This is a genomic window from Neobacillus vireti, assembly GCF_001026695.1.
Lineage (GTDB): Bacteria > Bacillota > Bacilli > Bacillales > Cytobacillaceae > Neobacillus > Neobacillus vireti.
The window spans coordinates 491,841-508,566 of sequence record NZ_LDNB01000017.1; the positions used below are offsets into that span (position 1 = coordinate 491,841).

A 16,726-nucleotide genomic window follows, 5' to 3' on the forward strand; every position below is an offset into this window, starting at 1 on the left:
CTTTTTTGAAATATTGTTCATCAAAACATAAAGAATTGTAATGCTATCGTTCTGTATATCAGTTACTTGCCATGTTAGGGTAATATCATGAGAATTTAACAGGAGGTAGCACACAGCATGAAGAATTCTATGAACTCATTTATTGTAGCCTGTGTGGCTGCAATTACCTTAGGAGTGCACGTTAATTCTGCGAAGGCAATCACCGAACCTTTCCTTCAAAATAAACACAGCCTTCCGCTACATGACATACAAAATAGTTTTGCAATTAGGGATAACGTAAGTTCTATTGGAGAAATCTTACAACCGCGGAGCTTTTCCATCCACTTAGCAAAACCTGTGATACATGTGGCTGCAAAAGCAGTTGAAATAATAGTAGACCCGTCAAAACCTGAAGCTGAGAATACTAATAATGTGACAGCAGCAGAAGAAGAAGCGGTTCAACCAGTTGAACCAAAAGTGGAAGTTCCAGTGGAGGAGATTGCAACACCTGCAATTTCTATTTCAGATAAAGAAAAAGACTTATTTGCCAGATTAGTTGAAGCGGAGGCAAAAGGCGAACCCTATGAAGGAAAATTAGCCGTAGCAACAGTTGTGCTAAATCGAGTGGAATCCCCTCAGTTTCCTGATACAGTGACAGGAGTGATTAATGAAGTAGTCGGTGATGCTTATGCCTTTTCACCTGTTCAAAATGGTGAAATTACTAAACCCGCATCAGAAGAATCAACTCAAGCAGTAGAAGAAGCTCTAAAAAGAGAAGATACTTTACATGATTCCATTTTTTTCTATAATCCAAAAATTGCAACCGATAATTGGATTCGTTCTCGTCAAACAGTTGAGACAATTGGGAATCATGTGTTTGCGAAATAGAAGTGCCAAAAAGACGGATTTAATAGGGAAGTTTTGCGCAAAATAAGGCACAACTAGCGGATATTGAGCTGGTTGTGCCTTTGTGCTATCTCTTACAAATCGCTGCGTTCTCTTTCACTTGCTACGTTATTTAGTTAAACTTATTTCATATTGATAAAATTGTGAATCTCGTATGTATCCATTTTTTTCATATAGCCTTTGAGCAGAATAATTATCTGGTGCTGTACTTAGACTAATACCTTTAGCACCTGTTTCAATAGCGTAATCTTTTGCCTTTTGTAAAAGCATTTCTCCTATTCCTTGTTTTCTGACTTGTGCATCTACATACAAGTCGTTCAAAATCCATGCTCGTTTCATCGATATTGACGAAAATGTAGGATAAAGTTGAGTAAAACCTAGATACTCTTGGTTGATTTTAACAACGAAGATTACAGAATCCTTGTTTTCTAAACGCTCCTTTATATAAGCCTTAGCACCCGCTAAATCCGATGTTTGTTGGTAAAACACACGGTACAAATTAAATAAATTTGATACTCCTTCTAAATCTTCAATCATCGCTTGATATACTTCCATTTGAATTCCCTCCCTATTAGATCAAATTATACACTTTATCGAGGAAAATTAGATCGTTTCGTGATGGCGTGGTTCATTTTAACATCTTACATACTTGCGTTTAAAACCAAGCCTTCCTTTTTCGACTTCTTTTTGAATACTTTCGTTCGCATTTAGGAAACTACTTTTTTTCATGTCCCGTTTCACTTCTACTGTTCCTATTGCCTTCGGGACTGTAATAGTGGACAAACTTTCGCACAATTTATTTTACCTATAAATTATTTTTTTTGTAGGCTGTTTTCGAATAGATTGTTGCTTATGAAAATGATGTTTGAGAATCGAGTTGAACAAATGCTTATTTCCGCTTGTCAAAATCCAACTTAAACAACTGTGAAATTGTTAAGAACGGCATAAAAAAACGACCCTAGGAGAGTCGTTAACCTAAAATCACTTATGCTTCTCCGATTCCCATTGACAATAACAAAAAGAAGAAAAAAACCAAAGTGGCACTATTTAGGACTGCACCAATAATAATATTTGACCATTTTTTCGATAAAATGGCAAAGATAATTCCTGTTATTGATAGGATACTGAACACAAACAGGAAAATACCTGGATGTTTATTGTTTTCATTAACAAAAAATGATATTGCAATGCAGATACCAACCATTATTATTGAAAGCCGCCCATACTTATTCATTTTATTCCCTCCATTTGTATATTTTATAAACGAATTATAACCTGATTTTGAAATAATTGGTAGACAAATTTATTGTTCTGAAAGCAACAAAGTTTGCGAAAACAGCCTTTTTGTAAAACCAAATTTGCACCTTAGTGTATAAAGAAAAAGAGCTGCCAATGACAACCCTTCTTAATACAGATAGGTAAGGGTTTGAAATTATCTCTCCCTTTTCCCCCCGTCCACACCAGTACGAGCGGCTTTCACCGCATACGGCGTTCCAACTAATCCAATTCTATTTAATCATCAACACTTCAAAAACCAAAATAAAGAAATCCTCGGCAGCTACCGCACCAGGAGTAATAATTTATTCCTCTATTTGTAAAACTAACTAAAAAAGGAGGTTTTTGAATTGAAGAGGATAATTTCACTTGCTTTCTTAGGAATACTAACCACTGTTTTCACTTTAAATTTTCAATTCGTAAATGCAGCACAAAATCAGGAGTATTGGAGCAAGTACCCAGATAACTCTGCTGCGAGTTTCAAAGAACCTGATTCGTTTTATAAGTCGCTTGATAAGAAGCAATATGCTGAATTTGAAAATGCGAAGCTGAATATTCGAGAAAAAACCTTTTTTAAGGACATTAATAGCGTTCTTTCTCGTGCTGATCAATATGGGAAATCCAGGGTCGGCGGAGTTGGTGTTCATCCGAAAAGGCAAGTATATGTATTTGTCACCGTTTCTCCAGAAGGGAAATTGTGGACCGCTGTTTTTGACGCTGAAACAGGAAGAAAAACAAACGAAGGTCGTCAACTTTAATGAATTAGAAAAGCTGCCAAAAAGACAGCTTGAATCTTTAACACTTGCCTCCGTTATAGCTTAAGTATATTTCTTCAAAATCTTTCACTCCAACAATGACTGAAGTCACGAGTGTGCGGGGTCCACCTTATGAATCTCAACTAAATCAACTTTCCAGTTAATTGATAAATATTCGTATGAAGCAGTATACGTTTTGTCTTCTTCTAATAGATTCCATGTACTTTTGCAATCAACGTTTATTTTAAACTTCTTTTTATCAAAACTATTGGGGTCAATGACAACAATCCAATAATTGCTGTTACTTTTACCCTTTTCGAGCACTTTTATATGTGAAGTAGTATTATTTTTAAAGAAAATGTTAACTGCTGCAACTGTAATTACGGTTATAGTTGTAAGCATTAATAGAACTTTTACTGCTTTTTTCAAAGAAACGCCTCTTTTCTATAAATTTTTACCTAAATTCCTTGGAGATATGAAACTTCCTTCGAGGAATTCCAAGCAATAATAGATAAACTAACCGCATTAATAACAAAACTTGCAACCTTTATATATCCAAGTAGGTCGTTTTTATATATGATACCCACATATTTTTCCTCATTCTAACTAATTCACTAAGACCAATAATAAATCCTTCTTTTACTAAACTACTTCTTCTTTAAGTAGATTTTTCCCAATCTCATTTTGACAATTTGCTAAAAATGATCGGTTCCTCTGCTACTATTCGACAAAAAAATGGTTAATTCCTTTTTATTGATAGGTAATTAGTAACAAAAACCCCTTCAACAGTAGCAACTCCAGCCCGCTGACATTCTCAACTCATCACCGCTTGAAATCCATTTATCAGCAGCGTCTTGTGCAATACCTGACTCTGATAAAGTTACTGCCAGGACATAATCGAACAGCATAAAAAAACCACCTCATCCATCCAACAATCAAAATCCGACTCAGTCATAGCTTTTGGGTCTGCAATAATGCCTGCAAAGTACATTCGGTCAAGGAATTGATGGCCAAGATCCTTGCATTTTTCTTAATTGAATAATTTGCCCCGTATGATAAGCATCATGAAGCATGATGTCGAATAATTTCCTCTCAAGTGAATGTTGGTCAAGCATTTCATCAGAAATTGTATTTAATACTTGTCTTAAATTGCGTTAAGCTTTTTCGGCACGTTCATGAGGTTCTACATTTTTATAAAACATCCTGCTTTTAACCTATTAATCTTGTACAACATTTTACGGGGAAAGATACAGGTAGTATGATACACTCTAAAGGTATCGCATTTTTCAAATAGTAATATACAAATGAATACTATATGAAACCAAAAACCAAGGAGTGATGGATGTGATAAATCGTGTGAAAGAGAAATTGGAAACTGCTCTTGAAGATTGGGAAATGATGAATGATGCTGCAGAAAGTGAAAGTGAAGAATGCGCTGAACGCTTTGAAATGAATTTTTACAAGTTTATTGACGAATTGAAGCTCTGGTATCAGCATTTAAATCAACCGCCATCAACAATCGAAGAAGCAGAAAATCTTAGCGAAATTAGAGAAATGATTGACCGCTTACCAGCACCGCTTGAACTCAACTTTTTAACAGAATTGGAGTTAATCATTGAAGGAGAAGATCGAGTACGCTTTGATTAATTTTCCATTTTTCAAATAATGCTACAGGGACAGTTCTCTTGGTTTTTAGTAATGTTAGTAGCGGCCAAAAGAACCGTCCCCATGGATCCCCTTACATTCCCGTTCTATACTTTTTTTCACTTGAGGATGTATTTTTTGAATCGCGCTTTGCTTTTTCTTCAAGTTGTTCTTCTTTTAAATCCTCTACTGGTATTGGGTCAACTGTTTGCTCACTCTTAAATTTATCAAATAAGCTCTCATTCTCAGTTGGATATTGTTCAGGGTTGTCCATCTTCCCTTGGGAATGATGAAAATCCGGGTTTTTTTTATTCTTTTCCATATCCTCTCACCTCGGTATTTTCAATACCCTGTTCTGCAAATTAAAAACTTATTCTTTAAATGGTCGGAGCATCCATTGATAGTTCATCATAACAGAATCTTATATTTGTTAAGAAGTCTATCACTTGCAAGGTTAAGATTATTTACACATTCTTTTTTTATTTCTACATCGCAAATGAAATCATTCATTAATTCATCTTTGATTTCGGAGTGAATTTCCATAACTTGATTAGATGACAGAGTTATTAAACTTTTCCTTTTTGCAAAACTCATTATTTCTCTTTCAAAATATTCAATTGAACCAAATACCACTTTCAATCCTTACACCCACTCTTCTCTTAGTTTTTATTTTATTAAATAAAAAAGCCTCCAAAAAGAGGTGGACTAACAAACCAATCATTAAGACGTTAAATTCAAACATTGGTATCCGTTCTTTTTGGCAACCCGACTATCATAGTCATAAGACCTTAGACTCGTGGCTTTGCGTCCTTTTCTTTCAAAAAGTTTGCCTTTTTCATTTTTTATATCTTAATAGTAAAATCTAACCAGGAAAATTTCAATGTTTTTCGCCAAATTCCCACAAATAAATCAGGACCTAAGTCACACGAAATTTAAGTGAATACTCTCATAAAAGTACCTGCATTTAAGTTCAGAAAGCAATTAAAAGGTGTTGTGACTGGTAAATAAGGTACTCTTACTACATACAAAAAAGTAATATCCTTATTGTAGAAACCTGCCCGTTTCTTTAATAAAGTTCAACAAAAGAAGCGTTAATCCTTCTTAACGTAAAAAATGGTATATATTAAAAATGCCCAAACCCATATATACCAAGGGTTTGGACATCTATATCTCTATTCTTAATAAATCTTAATTTTCGTATTTGCCTTTGTCTGAATACATCCTGAATTGCTGAACAACTTTATAGTCCGTTAATTGTTTTTCTCCATGCCCAAATGAGAGTCCTCCACTACCAATATCAACTGCTGCCTTAATTGCTTGTAGAGTTGAATCATTCCCGGCAATAATCGTTAACAAAAGCTTTGAACCCTGCCATTCATGCTCCGGTGGTTCAACCGCCATGGTGTAGCAAAAAGCGGATTGCAAAGCTTGGTCCATATAGAGTTCCACCATCTTTGGGTTTTCATTTGTCTCCTCAACTTGTTTCCAATCAATATAACTCTTCATTTACGGCTCCCTTCTCAACACAAAAAAGGATGCCGTTTGGCGATGATGAGTCATAAATGGTAAACTCAGCAGCTTTATTATTCGAGAATTGTGATGAGTAAATTAACTTATCTATTCATTTAAGAGCGTTAAGTGCTACCTTGGCAGCTTCTGCGATAAGCGCATTGTCATAGGTAGCATTCTGTGTATCGCGGCTGGATAGAACTGCGATGACTTTTACCCGCGGCATTGTACGGTTCGTCTTTAAAATATCCTCTCGCTGTTCCTTTGGAGCCATGGGTGACCAGCCAAAAACCTTGTTGAACCCGCTTAAGCATCTCCGCACTCATATCCACCTGATTCAGCACCACTGGTTCGATTTCATCGATTACATTGCCTAGTTCATTACCATCCTCATTGGGTTCACGAATCTCCTTCACCAATTGGGGCTTCATCCGGTATCCTCCATTGGCAATCGTGGTAATATACTGGGCAATTTGCATCGGTGTATAGGTATCTAGTTGTCCGATGGCTATTTGAAAGTAGGTGCTTGTATTGGTTCCTTTAATTCCCGCCGTTTCATTATCAAACCCAATACCAGTCGGGATGCCCAAACCAAATTGGTTGAAATAATAGCGGATGGTTTCAATTTTTTTCGGATCGATATTCAATGTGCCATTGGGAACATACTTGCCCCCCATAATTTCAATCGCGGTTTTCCACATATAAACGTTTGATGAACGCTCTAATGCCTCTAAATCGGTAATTCTGTTCATGACTTGGTAAGAAGAGAAGGTTCCCGACCCCTTAAATCGCATGACTTCATCCAGCTCGGTTTCCCCGAAATCCCGGACACCGGTTTGGTATCCGGTTAATACGGTGGCCCCTTTTACAACTGACCCCTGTTCAAACGCATAAGTGAAGGTTCCCGGTGTAAAATCGGTGAACTCCCCCGACTTCCTGTCATATACTTTTCCTGACATCGCAAGAATGCTGCCTGTTTTCGGCTCCATTGCCACAACAAAGGCAGTGTCAAGGGTATCCGTATGCGGCTTTTGGATTGCACTTACCAACTCTTCCTGCATAATTTTTTCCACTTGAGCTTGAAACTCCATATCAATGGTCAGAACAATATCCTTGCCGCTCTTCCCTTCCGATACTGTCTCAGTACTCACCACATTTCCATTTTGATCTGTCACTGTTTTCACTTTTTCCTTTCGCCCCTGCAACACACTATCATAAAGCTCTTCAATATAACTTTTTCCGACACGGTCATTCAGTTTGTATCCTTTAGCAGTATAGTAATCTACCTTTTCTGCCGGTAGGCCTTCATCTGCACTCGTAACTTCTCCAAGCATATTCCAAAACGTTTCCCCATAGTTTCGGCCCCTCTTCCAATCAGTCGTGACATCCACTCCCGGCAGGTTATCCAGATTTTCATTGACCTTTGCAAATTCTTCCTCTGTTACATTTTCATTTTTGACCATCGTCGGGGTTAAAGCGATGGCGGACGAAAGTTTCCGGTAGATGGCCGCCAGATTTTTGTCCATTTTCTTGAGCTCATATTCTGTAATCCGTTTCAATTTTAATTTATATAAATCCTTGTTATTCAGCTTTTCCTGTTTGTATAATTTCTCCTCCTTCTTTGTGATTAAATCAGTGCCATTGTTATGTTCTAGCAGCCAGATATCTTTCAAATCCCGATCGGTTACTTTATTGATCTCTTTATCAGTCATGACCAGGAAGGTATTTAACTTTTTAGCCAGTTCAAGTAATTCGCCCGGCTGCGGATTTTTCGGCGGTGTATAGATAATCGCCTTTTCCGGAATATTGTAGACTACTGACTTATGATTCGTATCATATATTTTTCCACGCGGAACGGAATAACTGACGGGCGTCACATCTGTCTTCTCTGCCTGAGCCGCATAGGCTTCCCCTTTAATAATTTGGATTACGCCGAGGCGGAGAATCAGGATAGAAAAAAGAAGAAAGACCATGAAAAAGAGACCATTCAATCTCCATCGGATTGGGTTTTTTACAATATTTTCTTTCTGCTTTTTCTGCTTCAAAACACATCAGCCCTTTCATACTGGAGGTTTGTGTACAAGGTCGCCAAAATACTACATTTGTAGTATTTAGCCCCAGAAAGTCCCAAAAAGGAAGGGGAATCCTTTCTGGGGTTAGTGATTAATATATCTTTTTATGATGCAGGATCTGCTTGGCAATTTCCGCTGCCTTGCTTCCTTGGGCCTGCCCATCCTTATTTTGAATATTAATGGCAAAATAAAAACGATCATCACCTTTATCGACAAAGCCAATAAACCAGCCGTTTACATTCTTTCCATTAATCGTGCCGGTTCCAGTTTTACCATATAACCGCCCATTTTTTTGCTCATCTATTAAAAGTGCCTTTTTTACCGCTTTGATATTTTCCGCATTAAAACCCCATTGATTTTTTTCTAATTGGTATAATAATTGGACTTGTTCGATGGGTGATATTTTTAGAGAAGATTCCATCCAGTAACTATCTAAATTCCCTGAAAGATCCTCATTCCCGTATTTTATCTTGTGAAAATAATCTTGCAGCAGCTCTCTCCCAACCTCTCGATCGGTATTCTGGAAATACCAATTCACGGAACGGCTTAAGGCAGTCGCTAAATTTTGATTTTGATTCCATTCTGGAAAGGGATAAATTTTCCCATCCCAAACCTGATTATTGTTATTCGGGGAAATCACATTGGATTCCAATGCAAGTAAGGCCGAATATATTTTATAGGTACTATCAGGAGAAATCCTCTGTTCACTCATTTCTCGATTATAAATTTGATATTGGTTTTTAGAGGAATCAAATAAAACAAAGCTGCCCTCATAGCCCTTAAAATAGGCGCTTAGATCTTCATAGACCGCATTCTTCCCGCTAAACTGATACACATCATTTTGGCTGGCAATAACGGAGGTGATGGGAGCAAGGTATAGCACAACAATTCCTAAAACAGCACAGATGACCTTGCTTTTCCATTTCAATAATAGAGAATCTCTAGAGTAGCTTGCAATGCACTGGATTCTTTGTTTGATTTGTTTTTTTGTCCCACCTATACCTGGAGCAATCTGTTTAAGGGTACGATCATGCTTTTTATCTGCAAAACGAATGATGGTATACCCATATTCGATATATCCGCTCTCATCCAAGAGATTTAAAACGGATGCATCACAGGCCAATTCCCGATCCATTCGAATCGTTTTTGAAGCATACCAGACGACCGGGTTAAACCAATAAATAATCTGAAACATCCACATGACGTAATTCACGAACAGATCTTTGCTTTTATGATGGTGCAGCTCGTGCAATAACACGTATTTTAATTCATTTAACGAGAATGCTTCTCGCGTTTTGCTTGGTAAAAAAATATAGGGCTGCAAAATTCCAAACGTGATTGGCGAGGTAATAAGTGAGGTCTCCCGCAGTCTTATTTTTCTCTTCACGCCAACCATCTCTTTGCACGCTTCTAACAGTTCATTTATCTTTTGGTTCTTAACAGCAACAGCTGACTTTTTTATTTGATAAATTTGATAGTTTGAATAAGCTGCAATCCCAATGAAAAGAATCATTCCAATAACCCAAACCGTAAAAACGGTATGGTATACGAAATCTGGCGTTGATTTGTTCACTGAGACTGTAAAATCGTGCAATAAATCGGTGTTGGACACCTGAGAGGCACCCAATCCATTTATCCTTTCACTCGTAGATGCAGTGTTTTTATGGAAAAAAAGTATGCTTTTCAAATATTGAGTTCCTTCTCTAAGGTGGAAATAATTCCATGGTAAAAACGAAGCAAGGATTGGAATAAAAAGAAAATACCAAATATGATAATGTGTTTTCACCGTCATATGTTTGTTCAATAGCTTTTTAATCAATAGGATTATGGAAATAAGGAGGGATACCACGATTGTACTTACTAGAATCCGCAGTAGAATGGTATCCATTATTTCTCCCCTTCTTTCTTATCCCTTATGGATAATATTTTCTTTAATTCCGAAATATCTTCATTGGATAACTGATCATTTTCGATAAAATTTAATACCATTGAATTTAACGTGCCGCCGAAAAACTGCTGCAAAAAGGATTTACTTTTTTGCTCGACATAGTCGTGCTTTTCTACTAGGGATGTATAAATAAATACTCTGCCAGCTTTTCTTGCTTGCAAAGCCTTTTTCTTGACTAGACGTGCCAGCATGGTGTGAATGGTATTCGGCTTCCAATCACTCTTTTTCGATAATTTCTCCACTACCTCAGGAGTCGAGATGGACTCATATTTCCATACAACTTTCATTACTTCATATTCTGCTTCTGATATTTGCGGAATCTCTCTCATCATGCCCCTCCTACTTTTACATCTGTAGTATTTATTATAGCAAGAGGGTCGCATTACTTAAAGCATTAAGTGTACTTTTGTCTAAGGTAAGTATTTCCGCATGATGAGGAATATACCATTCACTTCATTTGTAAATATGGATATAGCTGCTCTATAAATGATCGGTTCAGCTGGGTGGCTGAACTGCCCGGTGTATAATGTTCGACGAGTGAAAGAAGAAGAAAAGAATTCTGTTCTGCATCAAAAGCAAGTAAAAAACTATTTTCATTCCCCTTTTCACCTTGTTTCATTTTAACTCGGCTGTTCCGGTCTTGGCAGCCAGTTTAAATTTTGGGTTGTATAGAAGGCGGGCCGTCCCATTTGGGTCACTTACAGCCGCTGTTAAACTGGTTTTCATTTCATTGGCCGCTGAACTGGTGATCACTGATTTGGTTTTTCGTTCACTTATATCATCCAGCAATCGGTTTATTTATTTAACAAGACATTATATTTTATTTAAAACAATATTTACATTGAATTCATGTAAATGATCTGAGAACCATTGATATTCCAATAGTTCTCACATCGAAGTTAAGATAACCGCTTTTTGTTGGTGGGACCCCATTATAAACAAAGGCAATAGTATCTTAGACAATTTCAGATACCTTTTCATTCTCCAGATCAATATATAGTTCTTTTACCTTCACATGTGACGGTAGCAGCGGATGATTGCGTATGAAGTTGACAGTTTTTTGTACGCCATCCTTTAAAGTTTTGTATCCCTCTAGCCATACACTTACCGAACCCTCAGGAAATTCCGGCATGCAATTTTTAAAAAGATAATCTAATGTTTGAATCTTGTTCTGTAACTCTTTGTTTTTATATATTTTGTTCAATATATCTCCAGTATTCTTTTGAAAATCATTTGTGGAGGCCACAACGATTTCCTCAACATTATCCTGATACACAGCAATAATGATGTCCCTCATTAAATCGTCGAAGGGGTGTGAAACGACTGGCTGATATGCTTGTAAGATGATCGTATTTTCCAGATTGACATTGGTTTCTTCTTTTATGAATCGTTCTAATTTCTGCTCCATTCCAATCACAAATAGTACTTTTTTCTTTTCATCTCTAGACATCAAATTCACCCCATAAATGTTTTAAATTTGGTTTCAAATAAGTTTTCTAGACTCTTTCTTATTTGAAAAATGCGCGAGTCTTGAACATATCCTTTTGTTTCTAACATAATTTGCTTTGCAGGTCACTTGAAAGCTTAAAAACTATTACTCGTTCTCCAGTTCGTGTACTAATATCGGTGTAAAAACTTACTACTTCTTCCCCTGTTATCGTTAAGATAATTTCTTTTAAATCATCCAAACCGGATTCCACTAAACTGTTGCGATGTTCTTTTACTGATAACAACCCTTCTTTATCCTGACATACTGTATATTCAGCAGCAGTTAGTATACCGCGGAGTATTACGATCACCATATCCCGTAAGATATCCGATTTAACAGATACGGAACCTCGCCCAAGATAATTTTTCTCCCAATGTGTTAAAGCTTTGCTTATTTCAGCTTCAATTGTTCCTTTTGTTTTTTCCATACCGATTCCTTTTCCTTTTTTCAAAGTTACATTCATAGATGGGTAAATATTGCCTATAATGTTCTAAAAAACAATCTTTTCCTCCCATGTGACGACTTCCCTTCGGAATGCTATGTACCATTTCTACAAAAGCGCCGTAAAGAAAAGCAGCCTTCACACAAGGACATAATATATAAACCAGAAAAGGGGCTAAGACCAACTCTCCCAGTGTCCTTCCGGATCAATGGACGCAAGCCGAATCCAACCGTTTTTCACTTTTTGATGAATGGCATGATCATTGTCCAGCATCCGTTTTACATATTCCATCGGTGCTTGGATGACCACCAGCAAACGCAATGGCTCATGATATGCCTCTTCATCCGATTTCATAACCGACTGCCAGGGAAGCCCGGATAATAAGTCACTGGCGTTCCCCTGCATGACTCCGAGACCGGCTGTCACAGTTTGGGTTATTTTATTCCCGCTGCCATAATAATGAGGGGCAACAGTAGATGCATAATATTGCAGGTTAATCCATTGAGCTACCGTTGCAGGCCCGGAAATAATGTTGGCTAGGATCGTACCGTTTTTATCCTTCTTCCAGTTATAATTGTTGAGGAAAGCTCTTCCTCCCAGAATGCAGTCTTGGGTCAGCCGGCGTTCCCCAATGATAAACGCAGCGTTACGTGCTAAGCCCCATTCAGGACGGACCTCACTCCAATCTTCTGAAAGACGCTCGGCCTCAGCCTTTGGATTTTTGAGGTGAGTTCCAATATTCGGCAATTTCGGAATCCGCTCGGCATTGGCTTCCTCACTCACCTTTGGCAACGCGGCTTGGACACGTTTAAATGCTTCCTTCGCTTCAACTGATAGTTCCGGAACATAAAGCCAGCGTAATTCATCTAGTGTGGTAATATGCTCGGCGGCTGCAAAAACGGTATCTTTCGGAATGATGATTCCCTCTGTTTCAAGCCTCTTCCTTACGTTTGGAAGATTACACAAGGCTGCCAGCACCCGTGCATTGAATCCGCTTGATGCTCCTCCGCATGCACCGCAGTCGAGTGCGGAACCATATGGATTGTTCGTACTGTGACTTCCATGTCCGCATATAACCACTAGTGGTGCAAATTGACTCGTGAGTCCCATCATTTTTAGTGCCTGTTGTACGTAGTGTACTTTTTCTTTCATCGAAAAGCCAATTGGCAAATCTGTTTCCGATTTTTGCGTATAGTCAAGCGAGAGTTCCGTGGATGGCTTATGCAGCCAAGTTTCACGCAATTTACTAAATGTCCGGCCTGCATTCCGAGGCACAAAGCTGCGGGCTAGCGTTTGCAGGCTTAGCCAAGGACCGCTAATTTCCGGTAACACCATGCTAGAAACCAAATTGTTTTTCATCGTTTTAAATGTAAACCTTAGTGAACTATATGCCTGATACCGTTGTTGATAGGATTCTGAACCTGGTGAAAACTCTTTTACTTTAAATTGCGGTTTAAACATTACCGGCAAAGAGTTATGCGTGTGGTTACTGCCAAGCTCGCAGGTTTCAATCGGCAATCCGAAAAAGCCTGCTGTTCCAAAGGTCTCAAAATCCCCTGTTTTTTCAAGTTTGCGGCGAAAAGGCTCTGAACGCACATCAATACAAAATACAAATTGAGCGAGTGCGGGCTTTACATTTTCTGTTGCTACTGCAGGCTGTTGGGATGTAATCATTGTCTTCAATTGGTCTTCATATGTTTTTTCCCATGCTTCAAGCAAAAGTCGATGGCATAGAATCTTGTCAAAACGATATGCAAGGGCCAAACGTGCCTTTATTTCTGTGGAGGATAACTGGGACCAAGCATTGATTGGCAGGTTCCCCCATTCCGTCCAAGCTGCAATTAATGGTTCTAGATTTACTTTATCATTTCTTTTTTCAGGCAAGGGAAGACAGGGTTTAATTAAAGCCCATTCCATTGTAATTCGTACAGCTAGATAATCAAGCAGCAGTGAAGTTTCTTCGGCTGCTTGCTGTGAACGCCAAAGCATCATTCCGGCCCAGCCCGGCAAAGCAAGGAAATGTGCTTCAAAATAGTCTTGGATTTCCGAAAAGGGAATTTCCAGTGAAAGCAAAACTTCCTTTAAGGCAGCATCTGCTTCTACCGGCAACTTTCCTAGCTGTTTACGTACCTTACGGCAAAGTGCCGGATCATGCTGGACCAGTTTCCGCCACGCCTGATAGAAACCTTCTTCCCGATTAGGCATGGACCAGACAGCCTGGGACTCATCCAAAAACAATTTACACCACTTGATCATATGGCGATTAAGCTCTTGGGCTGCATTCGTCCTTCCCAGTTGTTCCAAGCGCTGACTATAGGTTTTAACTGAATGTTTTTCTGTCATTTGGGATGTAAAACGGTTTAGCTTTTTTGCCATGCTTTTTAACTCAGGTACTTCCAAAGTACTTGAAGATGGTTGATTCTGTATAAGTGCAGCCCTGCAAAACGACTCTGCGACCTCACGCGGCAATTCCAAAGACTGTGAGTTTAGCCAATGTTGAATACTATTTTCTAAAAAATTCTGATGAATCTCTCCTCGATCCCGTGCAGACTGAAATACGGAATCATTGGGGTAGATATCAACATCACAAGTATCTTTGAGCCAGCGTGCCACTTTTTCAAACGGTTGTTCCTCTAAGCCTACCCAGGGGTTGCGTGCTGCAAACGTGTTAATAGGCCCGAGCGGTGCAATGACGCTGCTGGCGGATTTCACCAAGTCATTAAGATCAAAATCGAGGGGTTCAGGCAGCATTTCCCAATTTAAAGTTTTTGCTAAACTCATCGTAAATGACCTCCTCTAAAGAATGATTGTGTCAAATGCTTAGGGTGACTTTCGACCAATTCACTTTGAGGCTCACCCAATCGTACAAGCCAAAGATAAATGACAGCATAGGCAGCTGATGAACGATGACGAGAGAGCCATACAGCTGCAGCACTTCCGGCCAATAAGATCATCAGGAGCAAAATGACTACTAGTGCCGGTGGTTGAATTCCTTTCGGGATTGTATCTTGTAATACACCATAAAAAGCATCATGTACCAAATTGTATACAATGGCTGCTCCTGCAAACAAAGAAAATCCTGCTATACGCCCGATACTTCCGGATCCAAAAGCCATGAGCTGTGTCCAGGCAATTGAAACTGACCATCCAATGGTAAGAGCGCTTATCATTTGATAACCCTCTCCAGGAGAAGATATCCAAAGACCAATTGCCACCAGGATGCCTAAAATCCCGCCAGTTATTGTCCATACTATTGGTTTTGGCTGGTTTGTCCTGGAGGTTGGCACTTCACGGTGATGAAGCGCAGAGCCAGCCTGTAAGAAAAGAGTTGATTTGAATAGACCATGTAAGACAGCGTGGATAATAGCTGCCAAATAAGCACCTAATGCACATTGTATTAACATGAATCCCATCTGTGCAATCGTAGACCCGACCAGCTGCCGTTTATAATCAACGTGGACCAGCATAATTCCAGTCCCTATTATGACTGAAACACCGGACAATAGAAGCAAAACAATTTGGGCAAGGTTTCCACTTAAAAGAGGTGAAAATCGAGTCAGGATAATTCCGCCTGCATTCACTAATCCCGCATGCATGACCGCGGAGACAGGCGTTGGAGCCACAACTGAATCTAACAGCCAACGTTGAAAAGGCCATTGTGCTGCCGGAATCACGACAGCTAAGATTAGAAGCAGGTTAATACAGGTCTTTTCCCATGAATCAAGCTGTACAAGACTGCTTTTGGTGAGCACGAGCGAAAGCTGCCAATGCCCCGTGGTTTGGGTGATCCAGATGACAGCTCCTAACAGGGTAAGCCAGCCTAGGGCAAACAGACGGCCGGATTGCGAAGCCGAGTTTCTAGCAACACTCCAGTCTTTTTTTAATCTTATAAGCAAAGTCAGTCCCAGGAGTGTAACCCCCCAGCAAACCAGCAGCAGGCGAAGGTCATTACTTAGCCAGACACCTGAATCAGCTGTAGTAGTAATCGTCAGCAGAGCAAAATATTTTCGATAGGAACGATCACCGAGTAAGTAACGAACAGAATAGCGCTGCACGATAAAACCGATGGTAAGGACAAACAACGCCAGCAGCCATGATAAGGAATCAAGCCGCAAAGGGCCATAAATCATGGTCTCATTGTTCGTAACAAGGGCCACCAGGGCAGCGATTGGGGGCAGCAATGTGATACCGACGTGAAGACGAACAAAAGACAGCGGAACCTTTGGGTATAACAGGAATAGCGCGCTAAGCACCGATATGGCAAGCAATCCAAAAAATATTTCTGGCAGAGAAATTAACATTTTACTTGCCTCTATCGATGTATGGAAGAAACCTATTCCAAAAATATGACTTTGACCGATTTCCATCATAATGCTGCATTCCTTTCTGTTTTATTTTTTAAAAACAAGGCTGTGTTAAAGAACATTGTTAATTTTGAACACAATGTTGATCTTCGTTACAGGCGCGAGACTCCTGCGGGAGCAGCGGGACAGGTGAGACCCCACAGGCGCGCAATTCGCCGAGGAGGCTCACCGCCCGCCCCGCGGAAAGCGAAGCCGCCTGGAACGGAAATCAACATTCCCTTTAACACAGCCAAAAACAAAAAAACCGACAATTTTTTAAGTCTAATGGTCAAATCCATTAAACTTTGAAAATTGTCGGTTTACTCTTAACAGGCCCAGCCAGGCCTTTTAATAGTCTACCTAA

17 protein-coding genes, 4 pseudogenes and 1 riboswitch are annotated in these 16,726 nt (G+C 39.2%); of the genes and pseudogenes, 3 read left to right on the forward strand and 18 right to left on the reverse strand.

The features are described from left to right. Window positions 1–117: 117 nt before the first annotated feature. Window positions 118–867, forward strand: a complete 750-nt coding sequence (locus tag AA980_RS22545; protein ID WP_024027535.1) for a cell wall hydrolase — start codon at window positions 118–120, stop codon at window positions 865–867. Window positions 868–993: 126 nt separating this feature from the next. Here AA980_RS22545 and AA980_RS22550 read toward each other — a convergent pair whose 3' ends face one another. The 3 genes and pseudogenes from AA980_RS22550 to AA980_RS22555 all read right to left on the reverse strand — a co-directional run bounded on the left by AA980_RS22550 (window position 994) and on the right by AA980_RS22555 (window position 2,119). Beyond that, window positions 994–1,440, reverse strand: a complete 447-nt coding sequence (locus AA980_RS22550) for a GNAT family N-acetyltransferase (RefSeq protein WP_024027534.1) — start codon at window positions 1,438–1,440, stop codon at window positions 994–996. Between the two features lie 78 nt (window positions 1,441–1,518). Beyond that, a pseudogene (locus AA980_RS26625) lies at window positions 1,519–1,641 on the reverse strand (DNA alkylation repair protein); the annotation flags it as partial. A gap of 229 nt (window positions 1,642–1,870) precedes the next feature. Next, a complete protein-coding gene (locus AA980_RS22555; protein WP_024027533.1) occupies window positions 1,871–2,119 on the reverse strand; it encodes a hypothetical protein in 249 nt (82 codons plus the stop codon). Window positions 2,120–2,510: 391 nt separating this feature from the next. On the opposite strand from AA980_RS22555, the gene AA980_RS25955 reads away from it, so the two are divergent. Further along, window positions 2,511–2,918, forward strand: coding sequence for a hypothetical protein (locus AA980_RS25955; protein WP_024027532.1), 408 nt, complete (start codon window positions 2,511–2,513; stop codon window positions 2,916–2,918). Window positions 2,919–3,023: 105 nt separating this feature from the next. Here the strand turns inward: AA980_RS25955 and AA980_RS22565 are convergent, their stop codons facing one another. From AA980_RS22565 to AA980_RS26635, 3 genes and pseudogenes are all read right to left on the reverse strand, one after another. Next, window positions 3,024–3,344, reverse strand: a complete 321-nt coding sequence (locus tag AA980_RS22565) for a hypothetical protein (protein WP_024027531.1) — start codon at window positions 3,342–3,344, stop codon at window positions 3,024–3,026. Between the two features lie 356 nt (window positions 3,345–3,700). Then, window positions 3,701–3,912 (reverse strand): annotated as a pseudogene (locus AA980_RS26630) (DNA alkylation repair protein); the annotation flags it as partial. Beyond that, window positions 3,911–4,069 (reverse strand): annotated as a pseudogene (locus AA980_RS26635) (DinB family protein); the annotation flags it as partial. The pseudogenes AA980_RS26635 and AA980_RS26630, both read right to left, overlap by 2 nt. Window positions 4,070–4,253: 184 nt before the next feature. On the opposite strand from AA980_RS26635, the gene AA980_RS22575 reads away from it, so the two are divergent. After that, window positions 4,254–4,562, forward strand: coding sequence for a hypothetical protein (locus tag AA980_RS22575; protein ID WP_024027528.1), 309 nt, complete (start codon window positions 4,254–4,256; stop codon window positions 4,560–4,562). Window positions 4,563–4,653: 91 nt separating this feature from the next. Here AA980_RS22575 and AA980_RS22580 read toward each other — a convergent pair whose 3' ends face one another. From AA980_RS22580 to AA980_RS22625, 12 genes and pseudogenes are all read right to left on the reverse strand, one after another. Further along, a complete protein-coding gene (locus AA980_RS22580; protein WP_024027527.1) occupies window positions 4,654–4,881 on the reverse strand; it encodes a hypothetical protein in 228 nt (75 codons plus the stop codon). A 434-nt stretch (window positions 4,882–5,315) separates the two neighbouring features. Next, a riboswitch (cyclic di-GMP riboswitch) is annotated at window positions 5,316–5,400 on the reverse strand. Between the two features lie 347 nt (window positions 5,401–5,747). Beyond that, complete coding sequence (locus AA980_RS22590) at window positions 5,748–6,065, reverse strand: hypothetical protein (RefSeq protein WP_024027525.1); 318 nt, start codon at window positions 6,063–6,065, stop codon at window positions 5,748–5,750. 115 nt (window positions 6,066–6,180) lie between these two features. Continuing rightward, window positions 6,181–6,279: pseudogene (locus tag AA980_RS27960) on the reverse strand (class A beta-lactamase); the annotation flags it as partial. After that, a complete protein-coding gene (locus AA980_RS22595) occupies window positions 6,233–8,113 on the reverse strand; it encodes a peptidoglycan D,D-transpeptidase FtsI family protein (RefSeq protein WP_024027523.1) in 1,881 nt (626 codons plus the stop codon). The gene AA980_RS22595 and the pseudogene AA980_RS27960, both read right to left, overlap by 47 nt. A 118-nt stretch (window positions 8,114–8,231) precedes the next feature. Continuing rightward, window positions 8,232–10,028 carry a BlaR1 family beta-lactam sensor/signal transducer gene (locus tag AA980_RS22600; RefSeq protein ID WP_024027522.1) on the reverse strand — a complete coding sequence of 599 codons (1,797 nt, stop codon included), beginning with the start codon at window positions 10,026–10,028 and terminating at the stop codon, window positions 8,232–8,234. Then, window positions 10,028–10,417, reverse strand: a complete 390-nt coding sequence (locus AA980_RS22605) for a BlaI/MecI/CopY family transcriptional regulator (protein ID WP_024027521.1) — start codon at window positions 10,415–10,417, stop codon at window positions 10,028–10,030. Before AA980_RS22605 ends, AA980_RS22600 begins: the two co-directional genes overlap by 1 nt. A 119-nt stretch (window positions 10,418–10,536) precedes the next feature. Further along, the gene (locus AA980_RS27635; protein ID WP_193392241.1) at window positions 10,537–10,707 is read right to left on the reverse strand and encodes a hypothetical protein; all 171 of its coding nucleotides are present in this window, start codon (window positions 10,705–10,707) and stop codon (window positions 10,537–10,539) included. Next, window positions 10,704–10,814: a hypothetical protein gene (locus AA980_RS27965; protein WP_235815124.1), complete on the reverse strand. Its 111-nt coding sequence runs from the start codon at window positions 10,812–10,814 to the stop codon at window positions 10,704–10,706. The genes AA980_RS27635 and AA980_RS27965 overlap by 4 nt, the downstream gene beginning before the upstream one ends. A 229-nt stretch (window positions 10,815–11,043) precedes the next feature. Further along, entirely contained in the window at window positions 11,044–11,538 is a 495-nt protein-coding gene (locus AA980_RS22610) for a carbonic anhydrase (RefSeq protein WP_024027519.1), read from the reverse strand. Window positions 11,539–11,638: 100 nt separating this feature from the next. Then, on the reverse strand, window positions 11,639–12,004 hold the full coding sequence (locus AA980_RS22615) for a DUF2294 domain-containing protein (protein WP_024027518.1): 366 nt from the start codon (window positions 12,002–12,004) through the stop codon (window positions 11,639–11,641). 189 nt (window positions 12,005–12,193) lie between these two features. Beyond that, a complete protein-coding gene (locus tag AA980_RS22620) occupies window positions 12,194–14,800 on the reverse strand; it encodes a DUF2309 domain-containing protein (protein ID WP_024027517.1) in 2,607 nt (868 codons plus the stop codon). Continuing rightward, on the reverse strand, window positions 14,797–16,335 hold the full coding sequence (locus AA980_RS22625) for an NADH dehydrogenase subunit 5 (protein ID WP_407937479.1): 1,539 nt from the start codon (window positions 16,333–16,335) through the stop codon (window positions 14,797–14,799). Before AA980_RS22625 ends, AA980_RS22620 begins: the two co-directional genes overlap by 4 nt. Window positions 16,336–16,726 lie beyond the last annotated feature (391 nt).

Bases quoted from the DNA above. Each gene is read 5' to 3' on its own strand.
- AA980_RS22550 (WP_024027534.1), bottom strand. From the start codon at position 1,440: ATGGAAGTATATCAAGCGATGATTGAAGATTTAGAAGGAGTATCAAAT.
- AA980_RS27965 (WP_235815124.1), bottom strand. From the start codon at position 10,814: ATGAAAACCAGTTTAACAGCGGCTGTAAGTGACCCAAATGGGACGGCC.
- AA980_RS22605 (WP_024027521.1), bottom strand. From the start codon at position 10,417: ATGAGAGAGATTCCGCAAATATCAGAAGCAGAATATGAAGTAATGAAA.
- AA980_RS22600 (WP_024027522.1), bottom strand. From the start codon at position 10,028: ATGGATACCATTCTACTGCGGATTCTAGTAAGTACAATCGTGGTATCC.
- AA980_RS22555 (WP_024027533.1), bottom strand. From the start codon at position 2,119: ATGAATAAGTATGGGCGGCTTTCAATAATAATGGTTGGTATCTGCATT.
- AA980_RS22545 (WP_024027535.1), top strand. From the start codon at position 118: ATGAAGAATTCTATGAACTCATTTATTGTAGCCTGTGTGGCTGCAATT.
- AA980_RS22620 (WP_024027517.1), bottom strand. From the start codon at position 14,800: ATGAGTTTAGCAAAAACTTTAAATTGGGAAATGCTGCCTGAACCCCTC.
- AA980_RS22615 (WP_024027518.1), bottom strand. From the start codon at position 12,004: ATGGAAAAAACAAAAGGAACAATTGAAGCTGAAATAAGCAAAGCTTTA.
- AA980_RS22575 (WP_024027528.1), top strand. From the start codon at position 4,254: ATGGATGTGATAAATCGTGTGAAAGAGAAATTGGAAACTGCTCTTGAA.
- AA980_RS22580 (WP_024027527.1), bottom strand. From the start codon at position 4,881: ATGGAAAAGAATAAAAAAAACCCGGATTTTCATCATTCCCAAGGGAAG.
- AA980_RS22610 (WP_024027519.1), bottom strand. From the start codon at position 11,538: ATGTCTAGAGATGAAAAGAAAAAAGTACTATTTGTGATTGGAATGGAG.
- AA980_RS27635 (WP_193392241.1), bottom strand. From the start codon at position 10,707: ATGAAACAAGGTGAAAAGGGGAATGAAAATAGTTTTTTACTTGCTTTT.
- AA980_RS22590 (WP_024027525.1), bottom strand. From the start codon at position 6,065: ATGAAGAGTTATATTGATTGGAAACAAGTTGAGGAGACAAATGAAAAC.